Raw genomic sequence first — 22,500 nt, forward strand, 5'->3', positions numbered from 1 at the left:
CTGTAGCCTCCCCGAGCGTTTCTGGACTAAGCATGAGAATACTGATCATTGGCCCCAGCTGGGTCGGCGACATGGTAATGGCGCAGACCTTGTTCCAGTGCCTGAAACAGCAGCACCCCGACTGCGTGATCGACGTGCTGGCGCCCGAGTGGAGCCGGCCGATCCTCGAACGCATGCCCGAGGTGCGCCAAGCGTTGAGCTTCCCGCTTGGCCACGGTGCGCTGGAACTGGCCACCCGACGTCGCATCGGCAAGTCCCTGGCCGGCCAGTACGACCAGGCAATTCTGCTGCCCAACTCGATGAAATCGGCGTTGGTGCCGTTCTTTGCCGGTATTCCCAAACGCACCGGTTGGCGCGGCGAGATGCGCTTCGGCCTGCTTAACGACGTGCGCAAGCTGGACAAGGCACGTTACCCGCTGATGATCGAGCGCTTCATGGCCCTGGCCTACGCGCCGGGCACCGAGCTGCCACAGCCTTACCCGCGCCCCAGCCTGCAGATCGAACCGCAGAGCCGTGATGCCGCCCTGGCCAAGTTCGGCCTGGCACTCGACCGCCCGGTGCTGGCGCTGTGCCCCGGTGCCGAGTTTGGCGAGGCCAAACGCTGGCCGGCCGAGCACTACGCCGCCGTGGCCGAGGCGATGATCCGCCAGGGCTGGCAGGTGTGGTTGTTCGGTTCGAAAAGCGATCACCCCGTCGGCGAGCAGATCCGCGACCGGCTGATCCCGGGCTTGCGCGAAGAATCCTACAACTTGGCCGGCGAAACCTCGCTGGCCGAGGCCATCGACCTGATGTCTTGCGCCGATTCCGTGGTGTCCAACGACTCCGGGCTGATGCACGTGGCTGCCGCGCTGAATCGCCCGCTGGTCGCCGTGTATGGTTCGACCTCGCCGGGCTTCACGCCGCCGCTGGCCGAACAGGTGGAAGTGGTGCGCACCGGCATCGAATGCAGCCCGTGCTTCGACCGTACCTGCCGCTTCGGCCACTACAACTGCCTGCGCCTGCTCGACCCGCAGCAAGTCATCGCCGCCTTGCACAGCCTGGGCGGTCCGAACCTGATCGATACCGTGGCCGAGGTCGACTAAGTGCGGGTACTGATCATCAAGACATCGTCGCTGGGGGATGTGATCCACACCCTGCCGGCGATCACCGATGCCGCCCACGCGATACCGGGCATTCGTTTCGACTGGGTGGTGGAAGAAGGCTTTGCCGAGATCCCCAGCTGGCACCCGGCGGTCGACCAGGTGATCCCGGTGGCGATCCGTCGCTGGCGCAAGAACATCTGGCAGACCCTCAAGAGCGGCGAGTGGAAGGCGTTCAAGCAGCGCGTTCGCGCGCGCAAGTACGACCTGGTGATCGATGCCCAGGGCCTGGTCAAGTCGGCCTGGCTGACCCGCTACGTCAAGGCACCCGTGGCCGGGTTGGACCGTTACTCGGCGCGCGAAGGCCTGGCCAGCCGTTTTTATGACCGGCGCCTGTCGGTCGCCACGGGCCAACACGCGGTCGAGCGTGTGCGCCAGCTGTTCGCCCTGGCCCTGGCCTACGACTTGCCGGAAGGCATCGGCAACTACGGCCTCGACCTCGATCGCCTGCAATTGCCGCCCGCCGCGCCCTACGTGGTGTTCCTGCACGGCACCACCTGGGCCACCAAGCATTGGCCCGAGGCATACTGGCGCGAGCTGGCCGAGCGCATGGGCCGGCGCAAGCTGCAAGTGCGCCTGCCGTGGGGCAACCCGGCCGAGAAGGCACGCGCCGAACGTATCGCCCAGGGCTTGAATAACTGCCAGGTACTGCCCAAGTTGAACCTTGTCGGCGTTGCCCGCGTGCTGGCGGCGGCCAAGGCCTGCGTGGCGGTGGACACCGGCCTGGGCCATTTGGCTGCGGCGCTGGATGTGCCGACTATTTCACTGTTCGGCCCGACCAACCCGGGCCTGACCGGCGCCTATGGCCGCGCCCAGGTTCACCAGGCCAGCGATTTCCCCTGTGCGCCGTGCCTGCAGAAAAAGTGCACCTACAAGCCGAGCGCCGATGACCTGCGCCGGGTCGATCTCAAACGCGAGTGGCCGCTGTGCTTCACTCGCCTGAATCCCGAGCATGTGGCGAGCCGCTTGAGCGCGCTGCTGCTGGCTGAGGATGTTCGTTGATGCAACTGGCTTTCGTGCTTTACAAATATTTCCCCTTCGGCGGGCTGCAGCGCGATTTCATGCGCATTGCCCTGGAATGCCAGAAGCGGGGCCACCAGATCCGTGTGTACACGCTGATCTGGGAAGGTGACATTCCGCCTGGCTTCGAAGTGCTGGTGGCGCCGGTCAAGGCGCTGTTCAACCACCGCCGCAACGAGAAGCTCAGCGCCTGGATGGAAGCCGACCTGGCCAAGCGCCCGGTCGACCGCCTGATCGGCTTCAACAAGATGCCGGGGCTGGACGTGTACTACGCCGCCGACGGCTGCTTCGAGGACAAGGCCCAGACCCTGCGTGGCGGCCTCTATAAGCGCTGGGGCCGCTACCGGCACTTTGCCGAGTACGAGCGCGCGGTGTTCGCCAAAGACTCGAAAACCGAGGTGCTGATGATCTCGGAGGTGCAGCAGCCGCTGTTCGTCAAACACTACGGCACCCCGGCTGAACGCTTCCACCTGCTGCCGCCGGGCATTTCCCAGGACCGTCGGGCGCCGGCCAACGCCGCCCAGATCCGCGCCGAGTTCCGCCAGGAATTCAACCTGGGCGACGATGACCTGCTGCTGGTGCAGATCGGTTCGGGCTTCAAGACCAAGGGCGTCGACCGCAGCCTCAAGGCCTTGGCCGCGCTGCCGTCGGCCTTGCGCAAGCGCACCCGGTTGATGGTCATCGGCCAGGACGACCCCAAGGTCTTCCAACTGCAGGGCGCGACCCTCGGCCTGGGCGACCAGGTGCAGTTCCTCAAGGGGCGTAGCGATATCCCACGCTTCCTGCTGGGCGCTGACCTGCTGATCCACCCGGCCTACAACGAAAACACCGGCACCGTGCTGCTCGAAGCGCTGGTGGCAGGCCTGCCGGTGCTGGTCTCCAAGGTGTGTGGCTATGCCCATTACATCGCCGAAGCCGACAGCGGCCTGGTGCTGGATGAGCCGTTCGAACAGGAACAGCTCAACGGCTACCTGCAACGCATGCTCGAAGACCCGCAGGCCCGTGCCGACTGGTCGCGCAACGGCCTGGCCTTTGCCGATACGGCCGACCTGTACAGCATGCCGCAGCATGCTGCTGATGTGATCCTGGGGCAGGAGACCGCATGAAGCTGATACTGGCCGAACCCTTCAAGCGCTTGTGGGCCGGGCGTGATGCCTTCGAGGCCGTGGAAGCGCTGCAAGGCGAGGTGTACCGCGAGCTGGAAGGGCGCCGCACGCTGCGCACCGTCGTTGAGGGCGAGGGTTTTTTCGTCAAGATTCACCGCGGCATCGGCTGGGGGGAGATCTTCAAGAACCTGTTCAGCGCCAAGCTGCCGGTGCTCGGTGCCGGCCAGGAATGGCGAGCCATCCAGCGCCTGCACGAGGTCGGCGTGCCGACCATGACCGCCGTCGCCTATGGAGAGCGCGGCAGCAACCCGGCCACTCAGCATTCGTTCATCGTGACCGAAGAACTGGCGCCGACTATCAGCCTGGAAGACTTCAGTATCGACTGGGTCAAGCAGCCGCCCGCGCCACGCCTCAAGCGTGCGCTGATCGCCGAAGTGGCGAAGATGACCGGCGGCATGCACCGCGCCGGGGTCAACCACCGCGACTGCTACATCTGCCACTTCCTGCTGCACACCGATCGCCCGGTGACGCCAGAAGACTTCAAACTGTCGGTCATCGACCTGCACCGTGCCCAGACCCGGGCGACAATCAGCCGCCGCTGGCGTGACAAAGACCTGGCCGCGCTGTACTTCTCGGCGCTGGACATCGGCCTGACCCGGCGCGACAAACTGCGCTTTTTGCGTGGCTACTTCCAGCGCCCGCTGCGCCAAGTGCTTGCCGACGAGGCCGCGCTGCTCGCCTGGCTGGAACGCAAGGCGCAGAAACTCTATGACCGCAAACAACGCTATGGGGATGCACTCTGATGGCGGGTTGGACACTGGCGCCAGGCTACGAACACCTGGCGGCGGATTTCGGCAGCCTTGACGCAGTCTTCGCCCTGCAGGGTGAACGCCTGACCCGCGACCCGCTCAGCGAAGTGGTGCGCATCGAGCGCGAGGGCGTCAATTACTACGTCAAGCGTTACACTGGGGCGGGCAAGCACATGCGCCGCTACCTCGGCCGGCCGCGCATCAAGGCCGAATGGCAAAACCTCAAGCAGTTCGCCAAGTGGGGCATTCCCACCGCCGAAGTGGTCGCCTGGGGCCTGGAGCGCAAAGGCCTGGCGTTTGGCCGCGGGGCGATGATCACCCGCGAGCTGCCGCGCACCGAAGACCTGTCGGCCTTGGCCGAACGCAAAGACCCGCGCCTGTCAGACCCCGCTTGGGTCGACCACGTCAGCCGCCAGCTGGCGCGCCATACTCGGGTCATGCACGAGCACCGTTTTGCCCACAACGACTTGAAGTGGCGCAACCTGCTGGTCGACGACCAGGGCACGTTGTTCTTCATCGACTGCCCGACCGGCGACTTCTGGCGCGGTTTCATGTGGCGGCACCGGATGATCAAAGACCTGGCGTGCCTGGACAAGGTCGCCAAATACCACCTGTCGGCGACCCAGCGCCTGCGTTTCTACCTGCAATACCGTGGTCGCGACAGGCTCAACGCCCGCGACAAGCAGCGGATTCGCCAAGTGCTGAGCTTTTTCGAGGGAAGGGAATGACCGATTACCTGGCCAGCGCAGACCTCGCGCTGCTCAAACGCCACGGCTTGAATGATTTCGACGCGCTGTGGGCGCTGCAACTCGATGCCGTGGACGAGCCCAACACCGGCCGCGGGGGCTGGAGCAGCGTGTTCCGCCTGGAACTCGAAGGCAAGGGCTACTACCTCAAGCGCCAGAGCGACTACCTCACCCGAACCTTGCACCGGCCATTCGGCGAGCCGACCTTCGCCCGCGAATTCCGCAACATCAGCCGCTACCAGAAGCTGCACATTCCGGCCTTGCAAGCGGTGTTCTATGGCGAGCGCAAGCAGGCCGGCGAGCACCGGGCGATCCTCATGACCCGTGCCCTGGACGAGTGGGCCGACCTGGACAGCCTGCTGGCTCAGTGGCCGCAGTTGGGCGATGCCGAACGCAACGGCATCCTCGAGGCCTGCGGCCAGTTGGCGCGCACGCTGCACAGCGCTGGCCAGGTGCACGGCTGCTTCTACCCCAAGCACATCTTCCTACGGCAACGCCGCGAAGGCTGGGATGCCCAGCTGATCGACCTGGAAAAAACCCGGCCCCTGCTGTTCGGCATGCGTGACCGGCTCAAGGACCTGGAGCCCCTGTTGCGCCGTGCGCGGGCCTGGAGCGAGGCGGATGTGCGTCACCTGCTGGCAGCCTACCTGGTGCAGCCGGCGGACAGCACGCTGGTCGGCACCTGGCTGCAACGCCTGACGCAACGCCGTCGTGAAAAAGAGGCCCGCTGATGCGTTTGTCTGAACTGAAAGAGGCCGGGCGCGCCCCGGCGTTGCCCCTGAACGTGAACCTGGCCGATGCCGCCGGCAGCGCCGAGCTGCAACTGCTGAGCCTGCTGCGTGTGCTACCCGGCCAGCGTTATGTGGGCGCTGGTGTCTGGCGTGGCACGCCGGTGCTGGCCAAGCTGCTGGTGGGCAGCAATGCTGCCCGGCACTTCCAGCGCGAGCTGCAAGGCGTCAAGTGGCTGGCCGAGCAGGGCCTGGCCACGCCGAAACTGCTGGCTGATGGTTTGAAGGAAGGCGAGGGCGGCTGGCTGCTGTTCGAGTTTCTGGATGGCGCCGAAAGCCTGGCCGATGCCTGGGCCGCCGTGGAGCACCTGCCCGTACTGGCAGACGAGCAACACGCGGTGTTGGGTGAGGCGCTGACTGCGGTGGCGCAGATGCACGCCAAGGGCTTGTGGCAGGAAGACCTGCACCTGGACAACCTGCTGCGCCATGGCGGCAAGCTGTACCTGATCGACGGCGCGGGCATCAAGGCCGAGACCCCGGGCCAGCAGTTGTCGCGCCCGCGTGTGCTGGAAAACCTCGGCGTGTTCTTCGCCCAATTGCCCAAGCGCCTTGAGCCGTTCATCGAAGAGCTGCTGGTACATTACCTGTTGGCCAATGCCGAGCACCCGCTGCCACTCGAAGCGCTGCAGAAGCAGGTGGACAAGGTGCGCAGCTGGCGCCAGAAGGACTACCTGGAAAAGGCCGGCCGCGAGTGCTCGCTGTTCAGCGTCAAGCGCAGCCTTTCGGGCCTGCGGGCGATTCGCCGCGCTGAGGTGCAGGCCATGCTGCCGGTGCTGGAGCATGCCGATGAGCTGATCGACAAGGGCCACTTGTACAAGACCGGTGGCGCCGCCAGTGTGGCCCGCATCGAGGTCGATGGCCGGCAACTGGTGCTCAAACGCTACAACATCAAGAACACCGCGCACTGGTTCAAGCGCTTCTGGCGCCCGAGCCGCGCCTGGCACTCGTGGATCGAAGGCCACCGCCTGGAATTTCTCGACATCGCCACGCCACGCCCTCTGGCAGTGCTAGAGGAGCGTGTCATGGGCCTGCGCAGCCGTGCCTACTTGGTCACCGATTATGTCGATGGCCCGGACCTGACCGCGTGCTTTGCGCCCTATGTGGAAAACGGCGAGGCACCTGAAGAGCAGGTCGACGCGCTGGTGAAGGTCATGCAGCAACTGATCCGCGAGCGCATCAGCCATGGCGACTTCAAGGGCCACAACCTGTTCTGGGACAACGGCCAGTGGTCGCTGATCGACCTCGATGCCATGTGCCAGCACGCCACCCAGCTCAGCTTCGCCCCGGCCTATGCCCGTGACCGGGCGCGGCTGCTGCGCAACTGGCCGCGTGACAGTGCCTTGCATCAGCGGCTGGACCGGTTGCTGCCGCGGTTGTCCGAATAAGCTGCTGGCAGCGCCAGCCAGTTGCTGCTGCGGCCGGTCTGGCGCACGCGGATGCGCCATTGCGCATCCTGCCAGCGCAGCACTGCCCACGCGGGCACGGTGCCGCGCAGCGTCTCAGGCAATACCAGGTGGTAGTGAGCGGCGAGCAGATGGCGGCGCACAGGTAACTGGTGGCTGCCCAGTTGCAGGTACAGCGTGGTGTTGTCCTGAAGCAGCTGGGCATCGTCTTCGGTCGCGGTGCCGTGTAACGGGGTGGTCAGGCGGCAGTCCTCCAACAGTTGCTGGATATTCGGCAACCCGTCGTACCAGAGCACTGGGGAGTCGACCACCCAACTGCCGTCCAGGCAGCGCTTGATCGGCAGCTTCAGGTACGTGTTCGGCTGGTTCGGGTCGGTGGCGCGCCAGCGTGTGCCGTCGAAGGTGACATTGAAGTAGCGTCCCAGGTTATCCCTCACGTAGTACTGCGACAGGCCGGGGCTCGCCGACTGCTGTTCGTACACGGCCTCGTCGTGCAGTGCATCGATGCGGTAGCGCAGCCTGGCTACGTCAGGAGTCGCTTCGTAATGCCGGGGCAGCGGCACCGGTGGCGGCTTGGGCAGGCCGCGCATGACCCGGCGCATCAGCCCAGAGCCTGCCATGTCGTTGATCCCCGCGGTGGCGTGGCCAAGAGCGGCGACTGCGTGATGGAGCGCGCCGTTATGGTCGGCCCGGTCGAGCGCTTCGAAACCGTCCCAGATGGAAATGCCCATGCGCCCGAACGCCAGTGCGGTCGAGCCCGCCTGCGGCAGCACCAGGGTGAGGATATCCAGCACCAGCCTGAGCACATTGACCGAAAACTCCCCCAGCAGTTCTTGATTGCTGCGGGTCACGGCATTGGCTTGGGCCATCAGGGTGTTGACCTCGGCGCGGTAGAGGGCGTCGTACAGGTTGCCGGTGATGGTCTGCAAGCTGATGTGTGAGCCCAGGCGGCCCTGTACCAGCAGTGCCTCCAGGCTTCTTCGGTTGCCCAGCGGCAAGCGTTGCAACACATAGTGGCGCAACTGCGCATCGCTGCGCACGGCGCGGATCAGCGCCCGAGCGTTGTTGTATTCACGCCAGGGGCGGCGGTCTGGCGCGTCGGGGCTGTAGACCACGATGCGGTAAGCGTGCTCTGGCGAGACCAGCAGCACGACACCTTGCAGGGTTTGCCCCTGGATCAGCATCTGCCGGGCGATCACCTGTTGTTCGTTGCGGTGCGGCCGATTGTGGCTGTCGGGTGAGTGAATGACGCAGTCGGCCCAACCATACCCCTGCTCGATCGTGCTCGGCTGAAAATGCCCGGCATAACGCGCCTTGACCGCTTCGGCGTGCATGCGCGTGCGGCACAGTTGCGCGTAGGCTTGCTGGCGCCAGCGGCCATGGGGCGAATCGAGCAGTTGGGTGCGCAGGTAGGCTTGGTAGCCGCTGCCGGCATTCAGGCGCCGTACGATCTGCTTGACCCGCAGTGGCGTCAGGGCTGGCAGCGGCTGATCCGCGTCGAGGTGCACGCGGGCGGTCAGCCAGTAATCGACGTCGAACCAGGCGATATTGAGCAGTGCCAGTTCATCCAACCGGTAGCTTTGGTTGACCAGTTCGATCGTCCCGCCCGCGTGCGGGCGGCTGGCCACGGGGATGTAGGCGCTGGTGTCGAGTGGGTTGCTGATGGGGCCAACCTGGCGGGCCAGGGTCACGCTGATCGAGATCTGCTCCGGTGCGGTGTCGATACCGGGGTCTTGCTGCAGAAACTCGCGCAGCCGCTGGCGCACCCAGGCCAGCAGGGTGTGGCGTTGGTTGAACTGCTCCAACGTGAGGATGCCTGGCGCGGCTGCGGCGTTGATGGCCGCCACCTGCTCTTGCATGGCTTGCATGATGTGGGCAACGCCTTGCTGCGAGGTCGAGCGCAACCAGTCGGGCATGTGCTTTTCCAGCAACAGGCCATAGCGGGTGGCTACTGGACCTTGGCTGCCGAGCTCGCGGTGCAGGTCCAGTGCGTTGCTCAGTTGGGCGTCGAGGTGTTCGATACTGCGTTGCAGGCCCTGCGCCCAGGCGGCCTGCCAGGCGGCGGTCAGGCGTTTGCCATGGGCCTCGCGAATGGCCAGGGCCTGCGCCTCGGCGAGGTCCTCGCTGAACCAGTCGTAGCGCAGGCGTTCGGCCCGGTGGGCATGTTGGCGGTCTGCGCTCACCACCAGCAGCCGGGTCAGCGGTTCGCTCTGCACCGGGTCTTCGAGGCGTTCGCATAATTCCACGTGCAAGGCGGCTAGGCTGTCGAACGCTTCGATGCCATGCACGATGCTGCACAAAAGCGCCCGCCCGACCGGTTCCTGTGCGTCGAGCAAGCGGCCCTCCGGGCCGTTCTCGGTGAGGATCAGCACGCCTGGCAAGTGGCTGCGCCAGCTGGGCGCCGAGCCCGACAGCAACGGGCGGTACAGCTGCGGGCGGCTGGCGGCGGGCAGGTGCCGACGTTGCCAGGGGTGTGGGTATTCAAGGCAGGTGGTCAACAGCCGGGCATGCTCCACAGACAAGGTCTGGTCGTGGCTGCGCAAGCGCATCTCGGTGAACAGTTGATCGCGGCGCAGGGTGGCCAGGCGTGCTTGCCGGCTCAACCCTTTTTCGTCACGCGCCAGCCAATAGCTGGCCAGGTGCGCATGCAGGCCTTGGCGAAGCGTCGCGCAGAAGCGTTCGATGTGGGCGTTGAAGTCGCTTGGCAGGTTGAGCGGGCGGTCGTCGTGTCGGGCTTGCGTATCGGCCGGTGGCTTGAAGGCGCCGCCGTCGAACAGGTGGAAGCCGACCAGGTCCAGCAGGCGGAAGCGCCCGAAGTACAAGGTCCGGGCGGTGATCGCTGGGTTGGGGAACAGGGTGCTCAGGGCTTGGTCGAGGCTGTGTTCCACACCCGGCAAGGGGGGCAGTAGTGCGTCGAGTTGGCTGTCCAGCGACTGGAGGCGCAGCAGCGGTGTCATGGCCTATCTCCTGGTGAAAGGGGACCATGCTGCACCGCGTTGGCCGGGCGGCTGCGTTAACCCATTACCTCAACGCCGCCAGAAGCCGCGCAGGGCCAAGTACGCTGGCAGGCCCAGGCCGACCCAGGACAAGCCGTCCCACGCGCCGTCGCCCAGCAGTGCAGCGAACAGGCCTAGGGCACCGAGCAGGGCGATAAGTGCCGGCCAGGCGAAAATCTTAGTGGTCGATCGCGACGCGTGGCTCATGCCTTGGCCTCCCGTGGTTTACGCTGCTTGCCCCACCACAGGTACAGGCCGCTGCCGAGCACGATGAGGGTCAGCACGTCGAGCACCGCCCAGAGGATCTGCATGGGGCGCCCGCCGTAGTCACCGAAGTGCAGCGGCTGCGACAGGCCCATGGCGTCCATGTACCAGGGCCGTTCGCCGACGGCGGTTACTTGCAGGGTCTGCGCATCGATCAGCACCGGGGTGAGCAGGTGCGAGGTCAGGTGCGTAGCGCCTTTCATGAACACGGCGTAGTGGTGCTCGCTGGAAAAGCGCGTGCCGGGGAAGGCGATGAAATCCGGGCGCATGCCGGGCGCCGCGTGCTCAGCGATGGCCAACAGGCGACTGGCCGGGGCGCGTTCGGTGAGCGGCGGGGCATCACGGTAGGGGGCGACCATGGCGGCCAGGCTGTCGTTGCGCCAGGCGGCGATGACCAGGTCGGAGAGTGCGCTGATCACACCGGTGACGCCAACCGTCAGCGCCCAGGCCAGGGTCACCACGCCGATCAGGTTGTGCAGGTCGAGCCAACGCAAGCGGCGGGACTTGTCGTGGCGCACCGTGGCGAAATCCAGGCGGCGCATGAACGGCGCGTAGAGCACGGTGCCAGAAACGATCGCCACGACGAACAGCACGCCCATGAACGCCAGCAGCAACTTGCCAGGCAGGCCGGCGAACAGGTCCACGTGCAGGCGCAGCATGACCATCATGAACCCGCCGTTCGCAGCCGGCATGGCGACGGCTTCGCCGGTGCGGGCATCGAGCATGAAGGTGTGCGACGCATTGGGTTCGGTGCCGGCGGTCGCGGCTGTGATTGCCACCACGCCGTTGCGCTCGTCCTCGTCGTAGCCGAAGTACTGCATCACCTCCCCTGGGCGGTGTTGCTCGGCCTTGAGCACCAACTGTTGCAGGTCGAGGTGCGGGGTGCCGGCGGGCATTTCGCGCAGTTGCGGTGCATCGCCGAGCAGGTGTTCCAGCTCGTGGTGGAAAATCAGCGGCAGGCCGGTGAGGGCCAGCACCATCAGGAACAGGGTGCAGACCAGGCTGCTCCAGGTGTGGATGAAGGACCAGCGGCGGATGGTTGAGCTTTTCATTTCATTTTGTTTCTCGACGTCCAGAAAGACCAAAGCCGCCCCCTGAAGGACGGCTTGGCCGGCGCGCGTGGGTTGTCAGGTCATCACCATTTGTAGGTGGCGCTGGCAACGACGCTGCGCTCATCGCCGTAGTAGCAGTAGTAACTGTCACAGGTGGAGAGGTAGTCCTTGTTGAACACGTTGGTCGCGTTGACCGCCACCGACGCGCCTTTGAGGCTGTTGTTCAGGCGGCCGAGGTCGTAGTGCACCGAGGCATCGAACACGGTGTAGGCATTGGCCTTGCCCAGGTAGGTGTTGGCCTGGTCGCCATAGGTGTTGCCCGTGTAGCGCGCGCCACCGCCGATGCCGAAACCGTCAAGCACGCCGCTGTGCCAGGTGTAGTCGGCCCACAGCGAGGCTTGCTGGTTGGGCATCAGTTGCAGGCGGTTGCCTTTGTAGTCGCCCTTTTGCACTTCGGACTTGGCCAAGGTGTAGGCAGCAGTCAGCTTGAGGTTTTCGCTGACGTCGGATACCGCTTCCAGCTCCAGGCCGCGCACTTTCACTTCGCCAGTCTGGCTGGTGACGCTCACGTTGCCGATGGTGTTGGTGACCGAGACGTTTTTCTGGGTCAGGTCATACACGGCTGCCGACAGCAACGTGTTGGAACCTGGCGGTTGGTATTTGATACCCAGCTCCCATTGCTTGCCTTCGGTCGGTTTGAACGACTCCGTGGCAGACACGGCGGCATTGCTGACCGGCTGGAACGACTCCGCATACGACAGATACGGTACAAAGCCCGAGTCGAACACATAGCTGATCGCCGCGTTGCCGCTGAATTGCTTGTCACGTTGGGTGTTGGTGGCATCGCCCTGGTTGAGGTACTTGGTGCCGGTGTGCACCCAGTCTTCCCGGCCACCCAGGGTCAGGCGCCAGTTGTTCAGTGCCATCTGGTCCTGGACATACAGGCCCGTCTGACGGGTTTTCTGGTTGTAGTCATAGAACGCCGTGGAGCGATCCGGGCGGGTGATCGGCAGCCCGTAAACCGGGTTGTTGACGTTGCTGTTCGGTACGTTGAAGCCGTAGATCGATAGGTAGTTGGTGTTGACGCGCTGGTGGTCCAGGCCGATCAGCAGGGTGTGGGTAATGTCCCCGCTGGCGAAGTCAGCCTGGAAGTTGTTGTCCACGGCGAATTGGCTGATGTCTTCGTCGACGTTGGTGGACATGCGGCTGACAGTCCCATCGTCTTGTACTGGCCCACCGCCCTCGTAGTAGCTGCCGGGGGTGATGGTCTGGAACGCCAGGTCCGACTTGGTGTAGCGCAGGTTTTGGCGGAACTGCCAGACATCGTTGATGCGATGCTCGAAGGCATAGCCCAGCGCGTAGTAGGTGCGGTCGTAGAACTCGTAGTCCGGATCGCCCAGGTTTTTGTGGTGGGAGATCTTGCCGAACGGCATGTCGATCTTGGTGCCCTGGATCGGCCGAAACTGGCTGGTGGCGCCGGTATCGTCGCGGGTGAACTGGGTCAGCAAGGTCAGCGAGGTGTCGTCGTCGATGTTCCAGGTCAGGCTCGGGGCGATGTTGTAGCGCTTGTCGTCGATATGGTCGATCTGGGTGCCGCCATCGCGGATCACGCCACTGACGCTGTACAGGAACTGACCTTGGTCGTCGATTTTGCCGGTGCTGGCGAAGTTGATCTGGCGGTGGTTGTCGCTGCCGTACTGCAGTTCGATTTCGTGGGTGCTTTCAGCTTGTGGGCGACGGCTGACCATGTCCAGCAGGCCGCCCGGTGGGGTTTGCCCATAGATCGAGGAAGCCGGGCCGCGCAGCAGTGCGAGGCGGTCGAGGTTCCAGGTTTCAGCTTTCGGGTTGGCGTACACGCCACGGGGCAGCGGCAGGCCATCGAGGAACTGGGTCGGCTCGAAGCCACGCACGCGCATCCAGTCATAGCGTGTGTCGCTGCCGAAGCTGGCAGACACGATGCCGGGCATGTAGCGCACGGCATCATCCAGGCTGTGCACGCCGCGGTCGGCCATTTGCTGGCGTGTGGCAACAGAGATGGAGCGGGGGACTTCGACCAGCGCGGTATCGGTCTTGGTGCCGGCGGCGGTGCGCTGGGCGAGGTAGCCCTCTACCGGGCCCCAGGCGCTTTCGCTGACGCTGTCGGCGTTCACGGTGGTTTCCGGCAGTGCCAGGGTGCCGTCCGGGACGGCCACCAGGCTGTAGCTGCCAACGCTGCTCTGCTGCAGCTGCAACCCAGTGCCGCGCAGGGCGGCCTGCAAGGCGCCGATGCCGTCGTACTGGCCGTTGACCGGGGCCGAGGTGCGGCCGCTGACCAGGGCCGGGTCGATGGCCAGGGCGATGCCTGATTGGCTGGCGATCTGGTTGAGGGTGCTGGCCAAGGGCGCGCTAGGCAGGTCGTAGGCGCGCTGGGCGGATTGCTCGGCGGCGAACAGGGCAGGGCTGGCCAGCGGCGCGGCCAGGCCAATGGCCAGGGCCATCAGGCTGGGGCGCAGGATACGATCGACAGTACGGGACATGCAGCGGCTCCAAGACGGATAAGTGCTAACTGCTTCCTTGCCGAGCGAGATTTCAAAAGTGACAGGGCTTGTCGAAAAAAAAGTAAAAAGACTTCAAGAACCGGCGATGCCCGTTCAAACGCCATCCGCTGTAGAAGCAGCCTTGTGCTGCGAAGAGGCCAGTGAAAGCAGCGAAGATCCACTGTGTTGTCGCGGGCCTCTTCGCAGCGCAAGGCTGCTCCTACAGTGCATTCGCGCCAGAACAACAGATCACTATTTGGCCTTGACGGTCACCCACCACGGCGTATGCCGCTCGATCTGCACCGGCAGTGCCGGCTCCAGCGACGCCAGGGCTAGGTCGGTGTCGGTCAGCGGGAAGCTGCCGGTGACACGCAGGTCGGCAACTTCGTCAGCCACCCCGAGATGGCCGCTGCGGTAATGCCCAAGCGCGGCCAGCAAGTCAGCCAAGCGCACGTTGTCCACCACCAGCATGCCGCGGGTCCAGGCATCGGCGCCGACGGCGACTGTGCCGACCTGGCCAAGCCCGTTGGCATCCATGAGCACCTGCTGGCCTTCGCGCAACACCTGCTCGTCGCCACTGTTCAGCGGCATGGCCGCGACCGAGGCCTGCAGCACTTCCAGGCGTGTGCCCTGTGCCTCACGGCGTACCAGGAAGCGTGTGCCCAGCGGGCGCAGGCGACCGTCGTCGGTGCGTACCAGCAACGGGCGTGGGTCTTGGTGGCCAGTCTCGACCGAGATTTCGCCCTGGTGCAGCACGATCACCCGTTGCTCGCCTTGGTAGTCGATATCCACCGCGGTATGGGTGTTCAGGCTCAGCAGGGTGCCGTCTTCCAGGCGCAGGGTGCGCAGCTCGCCGGTGGCGGTGCGTTGGTCGGCCAGCCAATAGTTCGGTGACAGCGAGGGGGCGCCGACCCAGGCCAGCAGTGAGCCCAGCAGCAACATCCCGGCCAGGCCGCTGCCAACCTTGCCGATGCGCCGCCGCAGCCCGGCCCGCGACTGCAGCAGTGCCTGGCGCGCAGGCCCGGCAGCGGCGCTCACGCGCTGGTCGAGGCTGCCCAGTTGGCGCCAGGCGCGGGCATGCTCTTCGCTGGCGGCGTGCCAGCGCATGAACGCGTTGCGCTCATCAGGCGTGCCGCTGCCTTCATCCAGGCTCAGCTTCCAGGCGATGGCCGCTTCCAGGACGCGGGACGATACCGGTGAGCCGTTCACGTCGGCTCCCCGTACAAGGCCACATAGCACTGGCGCAGGCCTTGGGCGATGTACTGGCGTACCCGCGATACCGAAACGCCAAGGCGCTCGGCGATTTCGGCATGGCCCATGCCGTCCAGGCGGTTGTACAGGAAGGCCGCCCGCGCTTTGCTCGACAGTTTGCCCAGCAGACGGTCGATGGCTTTGAGGTCTTCGAGAATCAGGTGCTGGGTTTCCGGGGAGGGGTGTTCGGCTTCGGGCAGCAGGGCGAGTTCGGCCAGGTAGGCCTGCTCCAGCGCGGTGCGGCGGAAATGGTCGAACATCAGCCCTTTGGCCACGGCGGCCAGAAAGGCGCGTGGCTCGCGGGGCGTTTCCAGCCGATCACGGCCGAGCAGGCGCACGAAGGTGTCCTGGCTCAGGTCTTCGGCACGCTGACGGCAGGCCATGCTGCGTTGCAGCCAGGCGAGCAGCCAACTGCGATGGTCGCGGTAAAGCGCACCGACCAGCTCGGCGTGTGGGCTGTGTGCAGAAGACAAGCAGCGTCCCCCCGGAACGAATGCATTAACTAACGATAATTATTCGCGATTGTTGCAGAGGCAGGGGGCGGGGCGCAATGGACGCTTATCGGATTGCCACTATGGTGCTGTGTTTCCTATGCCGGCCCCTTCGCGGGCAAGCCCGCTCCCACAGGATCTCACTGGCTTCAAGGGCAGCGCATTCCCTGTGGGAGCGGGCTTGCCCCGCGAAAGGGCCAGTGGGGCCATCATAAAATTCACAGGCCGTGACTATGCACCTTACGCCGACGCCACCCCCGCAACCGCTGCTCCAGCTGCAACGGGCTGTCCAACTGCTGGCGGCGGGCCTGGCTGAACAGGATCAAAGCCAGCTCAGCAGTCACCTGGGCATCGGCACTGGCATGGTGGCGCTCTTCCACCTGCAGGCCAAAACGCGCAACCCAGTCATCCAGCCCGGCTTCGCGCAGCACCGTGTCGGGGTTGAGCATCGGCGCCAGTTCGGCAACATCGAGAAACGGCAACTGCAGGCGATAGCCCAGGCTTTCTTTCAGCGCACGCGCGAGCATGCGCTGGTCGAAGGGCGCATGGAACGCCAGCACTGGGCTATCGCCAATGAAGTCGAGCAGGTCGAGCAAGGCCTCGACCGGGTCGCAGCCGGCCGCCAGGGCACTGGGCCCCAGCCCGTGGATCAACACGCTGGCGTTGGTCTTTTGGGTCGGGCGGTACAGGGTGCGTTCAAACTGCTGGGCAAAGTCGATGGCGCCGTCTTCGATGGCCACGGCGCCAATCGACAACACCTGGTCACGGTTTGGGTTGAGGCCGCTGGTTTCCAGGTCCAGCACCACCCAGCGCTGTTCACGCAACGTGCACACCCCCAGCGCCGACGGCTTGGGCAACTGCGCCAGGCGCTGGCGCGAGGCGTCGTCCAGGTCGGGCATGCTGGGGCGTAGCCAGGCGAACAGGCTCATAGCTGGTACCGCAAGGCCAGGCTGCTTTGCAGGCGCTGCGCCTGGCGCAGCGACTCCCGCAGAATGCGCCGGTCCAGGTGGTTGAGGCTGTCTGGGTCGACGCGGTTGGAGTAGGGCAGGTTATCGCGGGTCTGGCGCTGGTGCTGCTGCATGCGGGTTTGCTGGATGAAGTGGTAAGCCTCTTCATACGCTGCGCCGTCGAGTGGCTCGATGACGCCTTTCGTCACCAGTTGGCGCAAGCGCTCGAGGGTGTTGCAGGCACCGATGCCATTGGCCAGGGCCAGCAACCGCGCGCCATCGACGAAGGGCGTCAGGCCCTGCACCTTGAGGTCGAGGGTGGCGGCCTTGTCATTGCCTTGGCGGGTCAGCACGAATTCACGCAGGCGGCCCACGGGTGGGCGCTGGCGCAGGGCGTTGTCGGCCATCATGCGCTGGAAGAGGCGGTTGTCGGCCACCTGCGCCAGCAGGCTTTGGCGCAGTTGTTCGCAGCCTTGCTCGTCGCCCCAGACCACACGCAGGTCGAAATAGATGCTCGAAGCCAGCAGGTTTTCCGGGCTGGCCTCGCGGACGAAGCCGGCAAAGCGCTGTGCCCATTCGCTGCGTGACAGGCACAGCTCGGGGTTGCCGGCCATGACATTGCCCTTGCACAGGGTAAAACCGCACTGGGCCAGGCATTGGTTGATGTACTGCGCCAGTGGCAGTAGGCGGGCGCGGACCGCGTCGGCTTCGGCGCTGTCGCGGGCTTCGAACAGGATGCCGTTGTCCTGGTCGGTGTGCAGGGTCTGCTCGCGCCGCCCTTCGCTGCCGAAACACAGCCAGCTGAAGGGCACGCCTGGGTCGCCGCGCTCGGCCAGGGCCAGTTCGATGACCCGGCAGACGGTGTGGTCGTTCAGCAGCGTGATGATCTGGGTGATCTGCGTCGACGAGGCGCCGTGGGCGAGCATGCGCTCGACCAGTTGGCTGATTTCACCGCGCAGGGAAACCAGGGTTTCCAGGCGTGGTGCATGACGAATGGTACGCGCCAGGTGCACCAGGTCGACCCGTTGCAGGGAGAACAGGTCACGTTCGGAGACCACCCCGCACAGGCGCTGGTTGTCCACCAGGCAAACATGGGCGATGTGCCGCTCGGTCATGGCCATGGCGGCGTCGAAGGCGCTGGCCTGCGGGCTGAGGTAGAACGGTTTGGCGGTCATGTGCTGCTCGATCGGCGCACCCAGGTGGGCATCCGCGGCGGCTACCACCTGGCGCAGGTCGCGCAGGGTGAAGATGCCGATCGGGTAGCGTGCGGGGTCGACCACGACAATGCTGCCGACCTGCTGCTCGTGCATCAACCGCACGGCGTCGCGCAGCGGCATGTCGGGGCTGCAGACCACCGGGTGACGCATGGCCAGTTCGCCCAAGGGGGTATTCAACGAGTACTGGGTGCCGAGGGTTTCCACGGCACGTTGGCGCACTTGCTGGTTGACCTGGTCGAGCAGGCTGCTGACCCCGCGCAGGGCGAAGTCGCGAAAGGCTTCTGACAAGGAGAACACGCGGATGAACGCGGCCTTGTTCAGTTGCAGGCAGAAGGTGTCCTCACCGGCCAGGTGCTCGGTGCGGGTGGCACGCTCGCCCAGCAGCGCGGCCAGGGGGAAGCACTCGCCGCTGGTGATCTCGAAGGTGGTTTCCACCCCGGGTTTGACCAGGTGCTGGCGCTCGCCCACGACGCGCCCCTGCTTGACGATGTAGAAGTGTTCGACCGGGCCATCGGCGGGTTTGACGATGCTTTCGCCGCTGGCATAGAAGCGCAGCTGGCACTGCTCGACCAGATACGCCAGGTGGCCGTGCTCCATCTGGTTGAACGGGGGGAAGCGCTGCAGAAACTGCAACGTGCCTTGTATGTTCTGTAGCACAGCCGTCCTGCCCGCCTGGCTGTAGGCGTCCTTTTTACTCATGAAGCTGACCGTATCGCTACGCCGAACTATATATATCTATATATAGGTGCCGGCCTTGTTGTTCTCGGTCCCCATGGTCGGCTGGCTGCGCTGTGGTGCCCATTGGACGTAAGTCTATGAGCGGCGTGTGATCAATATCGCAAGATGCGGTCTTACCGTGAGCACGACTTTTTGACGAGATGACCATGGTTGAGCATGACGACCTCCTGAGTGACGCCGAACGCGAGGCACTGGCCGTGGTAAGTGCGCCTGTTGCGCCCCGACCGGTGGTGCTGGTGGTCGATGACAATGCCGTGAACAGGAAGGCGCTGAGCTACTATCTGAAAAGCAGAGGCATCGATTGCATGACGGCCGACGGTGCTCTGGAAGCGCTGTGGAAGCTGCACTGGGAACCCAGAATTGCCCTGATGATTACTGATCTGCGCATGGAACCCAAGGATGGAATGGCGTTGATCCGGCAGATTCGTGAGTCGAGGTGGGCGGCGTTGTCGATCATCGTGGTGTCGGGTGACACCGATGTGAAAGAGGCGGTGGATGTGATGCACCTTGGGGTGGTGGATTTTCTGCTCAAACCTGTGGATCTGGAGAAACTGCTGAGGTTAGTGAAGCAGGAGTTAGGGCTCAAGTAGGTCGGTTGCTTGTGCCATAGCATTCGCGGGCAAGCCCGCTCCCACAAGTACCCCACTGCATTCGAGCTGAGTGGGGTACCTGTGGGAGCGGGCTTGCCCGCGAATGGGCCGCGCAGCGGCCCCTTGCGATTTACAGCCCGTTACGCGCCTTGAACTCGCGACGACGGCGGTGCAGTACCGGCTCGGTATAACCGTTCGGCTGCTTGCCACCTTCGATCACCAGCTCCACAGCCGCCTGGAACGCGACGTTATCGTCGAAGTTCGGCGCCATCGGGCGGTACAGGGCATCGCTGGCGTTCTGCTGGTCAACCACCACCGCCATGCGCTTGAGGCTTTCCAGCACCTGCGCCTCGCTGACCACGCCATGGCGCAGCCAGTTGGCCAGCAACTGGGCCGAGATGCGCAGGGTGGCGCGGTCTTCCATCAGGCCGACGTTGTTGATGTCCGGCACTTTCGAGCAACCCACGCCCTGATCGATCCAGCGCACCACGTAACCGAGGATGCCTTGGGCGTTGTTGTCCAGCTCGTTGCGGATCTCTTCGTCCGACCAGTTGGTGTCGGCGGCCAGCGGGATGGCCAGGATGTCGTCGACCGACGCCGGGGTGCGCGTAGCCAGCTCGCGCTGACGTGCCTGCACATCGACCTTGTGGTAGTGCAGGGCATGCAGGGTCGCGGCAGTCGGCGAAGGTACCCAGGCGGTGTTGGCGCCGGCCAGCGGGTGAGCGATCTTCTGCTCAAGCATGGCGGCCATCAGGTCGGGCATGGCCCACATGCCTTTGCCGATCTGCGCACGGCCTTGCAGGCCGGTGGCCAGGCCCACGTCGACGTTGTTGTTCTCGTAAGCGCCGATCCACTTCTCGTTCTTCATGGCGCCTTTGCGCACGACAGCGCCGGCTTCCATGGAGGTGTGGATTTCGTCACCGGTGCGGTCGAGGAAGCCGGTGTTGATGAACGCTACGCGCTCGGCGGCGGCCTTGATGCAGGACTTGAGGTTGACCGTGGTGCGGCGCTCCTCGTCCATGATGCCGACCTTGACGGTGTTGCGCGGCATGCCCAGCAGTTCTTCGACCTGGCTGAAGATTTCGGCGGCAAAGGCCACTTCTTCAGGGCCGTGCATCTTCGGCTTGACGATGTACACGCTGCCGGTGCGGGTGTTCTTGCGGGTGGTGTTGCCGTTGAGGTTGTGCAGGGCGATCAGGTTGGTGAACAGCCCGTCCTGGATGCCTTCCGGGATTTCGTTGCCCTGGGCATCGAGGATCGCCGGGTTGGTCATCAGGTGACCCACGTTGCGCACGAACAACAGCGAACGACCGTGCAGGGTGACGCTGCCACCGTTAGGCGCGGCGTACTCGCGGTCTGGGTTCATGGTACGGGTGAAGGTCTTGCCACCCTTGCTCACGCTTTCAGCCAGGTCGCCTTTCATCAGGCCCAGCCAGTTGCGGTAGACGATGACCTTGTCATCGGCGTCTACAGCCGCAACCGAGTCTTCGCAGTCCATGATGGTGGTCAGTGCCGATTCCATCAGGATGTCTTTGACGCCGGCGGCATCGGTGCTGCCGACCGGGGTGCTGGCATCGACCTGGATTTCGAAGTGCAGGCCGTTGTGCTTGAGCAGCACGGCGGTCGGCGCGGCGGCGTCACCGACGAAGCCGATCAGTTGTGCGTCGTCACGCAGGCCGCTGTTGCTGCCCCCCTTGAGGGCGACCACCAGCTTGCCGCCCTGGATGCTGTAGGCGGTGGAGTCGACATGCGAGCCCGCAGCCAGTGGCGCGGCTTCGTCGAGGAAGGCGCGAGCGAAGGCGATGACCTTGTCGCCACGCGCTTTGTTGTAACCCTGGCCTTTCTCGGCGCCGCCTTCATCGCTGATGGCATCGGTGCCATACAGGGCGTCGTAGAGCGAGCCCCAGCGGGCGTTGGCGGCGTTCAGGGCGAAACGGGCGTTCATCACCGGCACGACCAACTGCGGGCCGGCCATGCGGGCGATTTCTTCGTCCACGTTTTGTGTGGTGGCCTGGAAATCGTCGGCTTGTGGCAGCAGATAGCCGATTTCCTGGAGGAAGCTTTTGTAGGCTACGGCGTCATGGGCCTGGCCTTTGCGTGCCTGGTGCCAGGCGTCGATCTTGGCTTGCAGCTCGTCGCGCTTGGCGAGCAGGGCTTTGTTCTTTGGAGCGAGGTCATTGATGATCTTCTCTGCACCTGCCCAGAACTGCTCGGCGACGATGCCGGTCCCTGGGATGGCTTCGTTGTTCACGAAGTCGTACAGGACCTTGGCGACCTGAAGGCCACCGACTTGAACGTATCCAGTCATTGCTTGCCTCACTCTGCTCAGCTATTTCGCTCTTCTGTATTAAGCCTGTAGCGCTTCTCTAAACACGGCACCAGTGCGTGCCCTGGGTGAATGAACCCTAGGGCGGCTGGGTGCGGCCTGCCAGACGGGCTGGCGGGCAGTGTGCGTATTTTCACAGGCGCCTTGGCAGACATCCAAACGACGTTTTGTAGTCCGCGCCACGGGATACTACATGAAGCAGTAGGCGGGGCAAAATCAGACTAAAAGCGTCGTTGTGCGACCCGTTGGTCGCGTATGGTCACGCTGGGAGTGGGTATGTTCGCAAAAAACAGGTGGATTGTTCCAGATAAATCTTGAAACAGTACACGATTCGTTATGTCGATTGCCCTGCGGCAGGTTGCCGCGCCTTGCCTATACTCAATCGATCCCCCGGTTTATCGCCGCCCAGCGCGGTTCGACGCAGAGGAAGGGCTTGTGGATCATCTTGTACTCACTGTGATTGCCCCTGACAAGGCCGGGCAGGTCGAACGCATTGCCCAATGCATCGCGGACCACAGCGGCAACTGGCTGGAAAGCCGCATGTCACGCATGGCCGGGCAGTTTGCTGGCATCTTGCGGGTGGCGGTGCCGGCAGAAAATTACACAGAGCTGGTGGCGTCGCTGCAGGGCTTGGCGCGGTATGACATTCGCGTGCTGATTGCCGAGAGCGGCATCGAGCCCTCGTGCACCTGGAAGCCGATCGCCATGGAGCTGGTGGGCAATGACCGGCCGGGGATCGTGCGTGATATCACCCGGCTGCTGGCCGAGCTTGGGGTGAACCTGGAGCGCTTTACCACCGAAGTGCGGCCTGCACCGATGAGCAGCGAGCCGCTGTTTCATGCCAATGCGCTGTTGGCCTTGCCGTTGACGTTGTCGCTGGATGAGCTGCGGCAACGGTTGGAGAGTTTGGCGGATGATTTGATGGTGGAGTTGGAGTTGCGGGCGGAGGATTGATTTGAGATTGCCGGGTCCGCTTTGCGGCCCATTCGCAGCACAAGGCTGCTCCTACAGGTACCGCGCAACCTCTGTAGGAGCAGCCTTGTGCTGCGAATGGGCCGCGAAGCGGACCCCAGGGTTATCCCCCATTTCACAGGTACGGCC

At 64.5% G+C, this 22,500-nt stretch carries 18 protein-coding genes; 9 read left to right on the top strand and 9 right to left on the bottom strand.

The genetic code is table 11. The features are described 5' to 3' along the window. Nucleotides 1–32: 32 nt before the first annotated feature. From waaF to HU764_RS27260, 7 genes are read left to right on the top strand one after another with little or no spacing between them, the layout of a single operon-like run. Nucleotides 33–1,082: a lipopolysaccharide heptosyltransferase II gene (waaF, locus tag HU764_RS27230; RefSeq protein ID WP_027594326.1), complete on the top strand. Its 1,050-nt coding sequence runs from the start codon at nucleotides 33–35 to the stop codon at nucleotides 1,080–1,082. Further along, a complete protein-coding gene (waaC, locus tag HU764_RS27235; RefSeq protein ID WP_186703169.1) occupies nucleotides 1,083–2,141 on the top strand; it encodes a lipopolysaccharide heptosyltransferase I in 1,059 nt (352 codons plus the stop codon). Continuing rightward, nucleotides 2,141–3,265: a glycosyltransferase family 4 protein gene (locus tag HU764_RS27240; protein WP_186681284.1), complete on the top strand. Its 1,125-nt coding sequence runs from the start codon at nucleotides 2,141–2,143 to the stop codon at nucleotides 3,263–3,265. Before waaC ends, HU764_RS27240 begins: the two co-directional genes overlap by 1 nt. Next, complete coding sequence (gene rfaP / locus HU764_RS27245; protein WP_085274046.1) at nucleotides 3,262–4,068, top strand: lipopolysaccharide core heptose(I) kinase RfaP; 807 nt, start codon at nucleotides 3,262–3,264, stop codon at nucleotides 4,066–4,068. Before HU764_RS27240 ends, rfaP begins: the two co-directional genes overlap by 4 nt. Next, entirely contained in the window at nucleotides 4,068–4,802 is a 735-nt protein-coding gene (locus HU764_RS27250; protein WP_186703170.1) for a lipopolysaccharide kinase InaA family protein, read from the top strand. Before rfaP ends, HU764_RS27250 begins: the two co-directional genes overlap by 1 nt. Further along, nucleotides 4,799–5,551, top strand: coding sequence for a lipopolysaccharide kinase InaA family protein (locus tag HU764_RS27255; RefSeq protein ID WP_085274048.1), 753 nt, complete (start codon nucleotides 4,799–4,801; stop codon nucleotides 5,549–5,551). The genes HU764_RS27250 and HU764_RS27255 overlap by 4 nt, the downstream gene beginning before the upstream one ends. Continuing rightward, nucleotides 5,551–6,993, top strand: a complete 1,443-nt coding sequence (locus HU764_RS27260; RefSeq protein ID WP_186703171.1) for a lipopolysaccharide kinase InaA family protein — start codon at nucleotides 5,551–5,553, stop codon at nucleotides 6,991–6,993. The genes HU764_RS27255 and HU764_RS27260 overlap by 1 nt, the downstream gene beginning before the upstream one ends. On the opposite strand, the gene HU764_RS27265 is transcribed toward HU764_RS27260, so the two are convergent. From HU764_RS27265 to HU764_RS27300, 8 genes are all read right to left on the bottom strand, one after another. Beyond that, entirely contained in the window at nucleotides 6,954–9,968 is a 3,015-nt protein-coding gene (locus tag HU764_RS27265) for a dermonecrotic toxin domain-containing protein (RefSeq protein WP_186703172.1), read from the bottom strand. The genes HU764_RS27260 and HU764_RS27265 overlap by 40 nt on opposite strands. 69 nt (nucleotides 9,969–10,037) lie before the next feature. Continuing rightward, a complete protein-coding gene (locus HU764_RS27270; protein ID WP_172960334.1) occupies nucleotides 10,038–10,214 on the bottom strand; it encodes a hypothetical protein in 177 nt (58 codons plus the stop codon). Then, on the bottom strand, nucleotides 10,211–11,323 hold the full coding sequence (locus HU764_RS27275) for a PepSY-associated TM helix domain-containing protein (protein WP_186703173.1): 1,113 nt from the start codon (nucleotides 11,321–11,323) through the stop codon (nucleotides 10,211–10,213). Before HU764_RS27275 ends, HU764_RS27270 begins: the two co-directional genes overlap by 4 nt. A gap of 83 nt (nucleotides 11,324–11,406) precedes the next feature. After that, nucleotides 11,407–13,839, bottom strand: a complete 2,433-nt coding sequence (locus HU764_RS27280) for a TonB-dependent siderophore receptor (RefSeq protein WP_186681298.1) — start codon at nucleotides 13,837–13,839, stop codon at nucleotides 11,407–11,409. Nucleotides 13,840–14,091: 252 nt separating this feature from the next. Further along, entirely contained in the window at nucleotides 14,092–15,048 is a 957-nt protein-coding gene (locus HU764_RS27285) for a FecR domain-containing protein (RefSeq protein ID WP_085274052.1), read from the bottom strand. Then, nucleotides 15,045–15,563: an RNA polymerase sigma factor gene (locus tag HU764_RS27290; RefSeq protein WP_099428143.1), complete on the bottom strand. Its 519-nt coding sequence runs from the start codon at nucleotides 15,561–15,563 to the stop codon at nucleotides 15,045–15,047. The genes HU764_RS27285 and HU764_RS27290 overlap by 4 nt, the downstream gene beginning before the upstream one ends. A gap of 236 nt (nucleotides 15,564–15,799) precedes the next feature. After that, complete coding sequence (locus tag HU764_RS27295) at nucleotides 15,800–16,510, bottom strand: 3'-5' exonuclease (RefSeq protein WP_027594338.1); 711 nt, start codon at nucleotides 16,508–16,510, stop codon at nucleotides 15,800–15,802. Next, complete coding sequence (locus HU764_RS27300; RefSeq protein WP_186703174.1) at nucleotides 16,507–18,444, bottom strand: DUF294 nucleotidyltransferase-like domain-containing protein; 1,938 nt, start codon at nucleotides 18,442–18,444, stop codon at nucleotides 16,507–16,509. Before HU764_RS27300 ends, HU764_RS27295 begins: the two co-directional genes overlap by 4 nt. A 179-nt stretch (nucleotides 18,445–18,623) precedes the next feature. Here HU764_RS27300 and HU764_RS27305 point away from each other — a divergent pair, with 179 nt between their 5' ends. Next, the gene (locus tag HU764_RS27305; RefSeq protein WP_225874407.1) at nucleotides 18,624–19,073 is read left to right on the top strand and encodes a response regulator; all 450 of its coding nucleotides are present in this window, start codon (nucleotides 18,624–18,626) and stop codon (nucleotides 19,071–19,073) included. Nucleotides 19,074–19,203: 130 nt separating this feature from the next. Here HU764_RS27305 and HU764_RS27310 read toward each other — a convergent pair whose 3' ends face one another. Then, nucleotides 19,204–21,381 carry a malate synthase G gene (locus tag HU764_RS27310; RefSeq protein WP_186703175.1) on the bottom strand — a complete coding sequence of 726 codons (2,178 nt, stop codon included), beginning with the start codon at nucleotides 21,379–21,381 and terminating at the stop codon, nucleotides 19,204–19,206. Nucleotides 21,382–21,834: 453 nt separating this feature from the next. Here HU764_RS27310 and HU764_RS27315 point away from each other — a divergent pair, with 453 nt between their 5' ends. Then, a complete protein-coding gene (locus tag HU764_RS27315; protein ID WP_027594342.1) occupies nucleotides 21,835–22,353 on the top strand; it encodes a glycine cleavage system transcriptional repressor in 519 nt (172 codons plus the stop codon). Nucleotides 22,354–22,500 lie beyond the last annotated feature (147 nt).

Origin of the sequence: Pseudomonas kermanshahensis (assembly GCF_014269205.2) — a bacterium.
GTDB classification, from domain to species: Bacteria; Pseudomonadota; Gammaproteobacteria; order Pseudomonadales; family Pseudomonadaceae; genus Aquipseudomonas; species Aquipseudomonas kermanshahensis.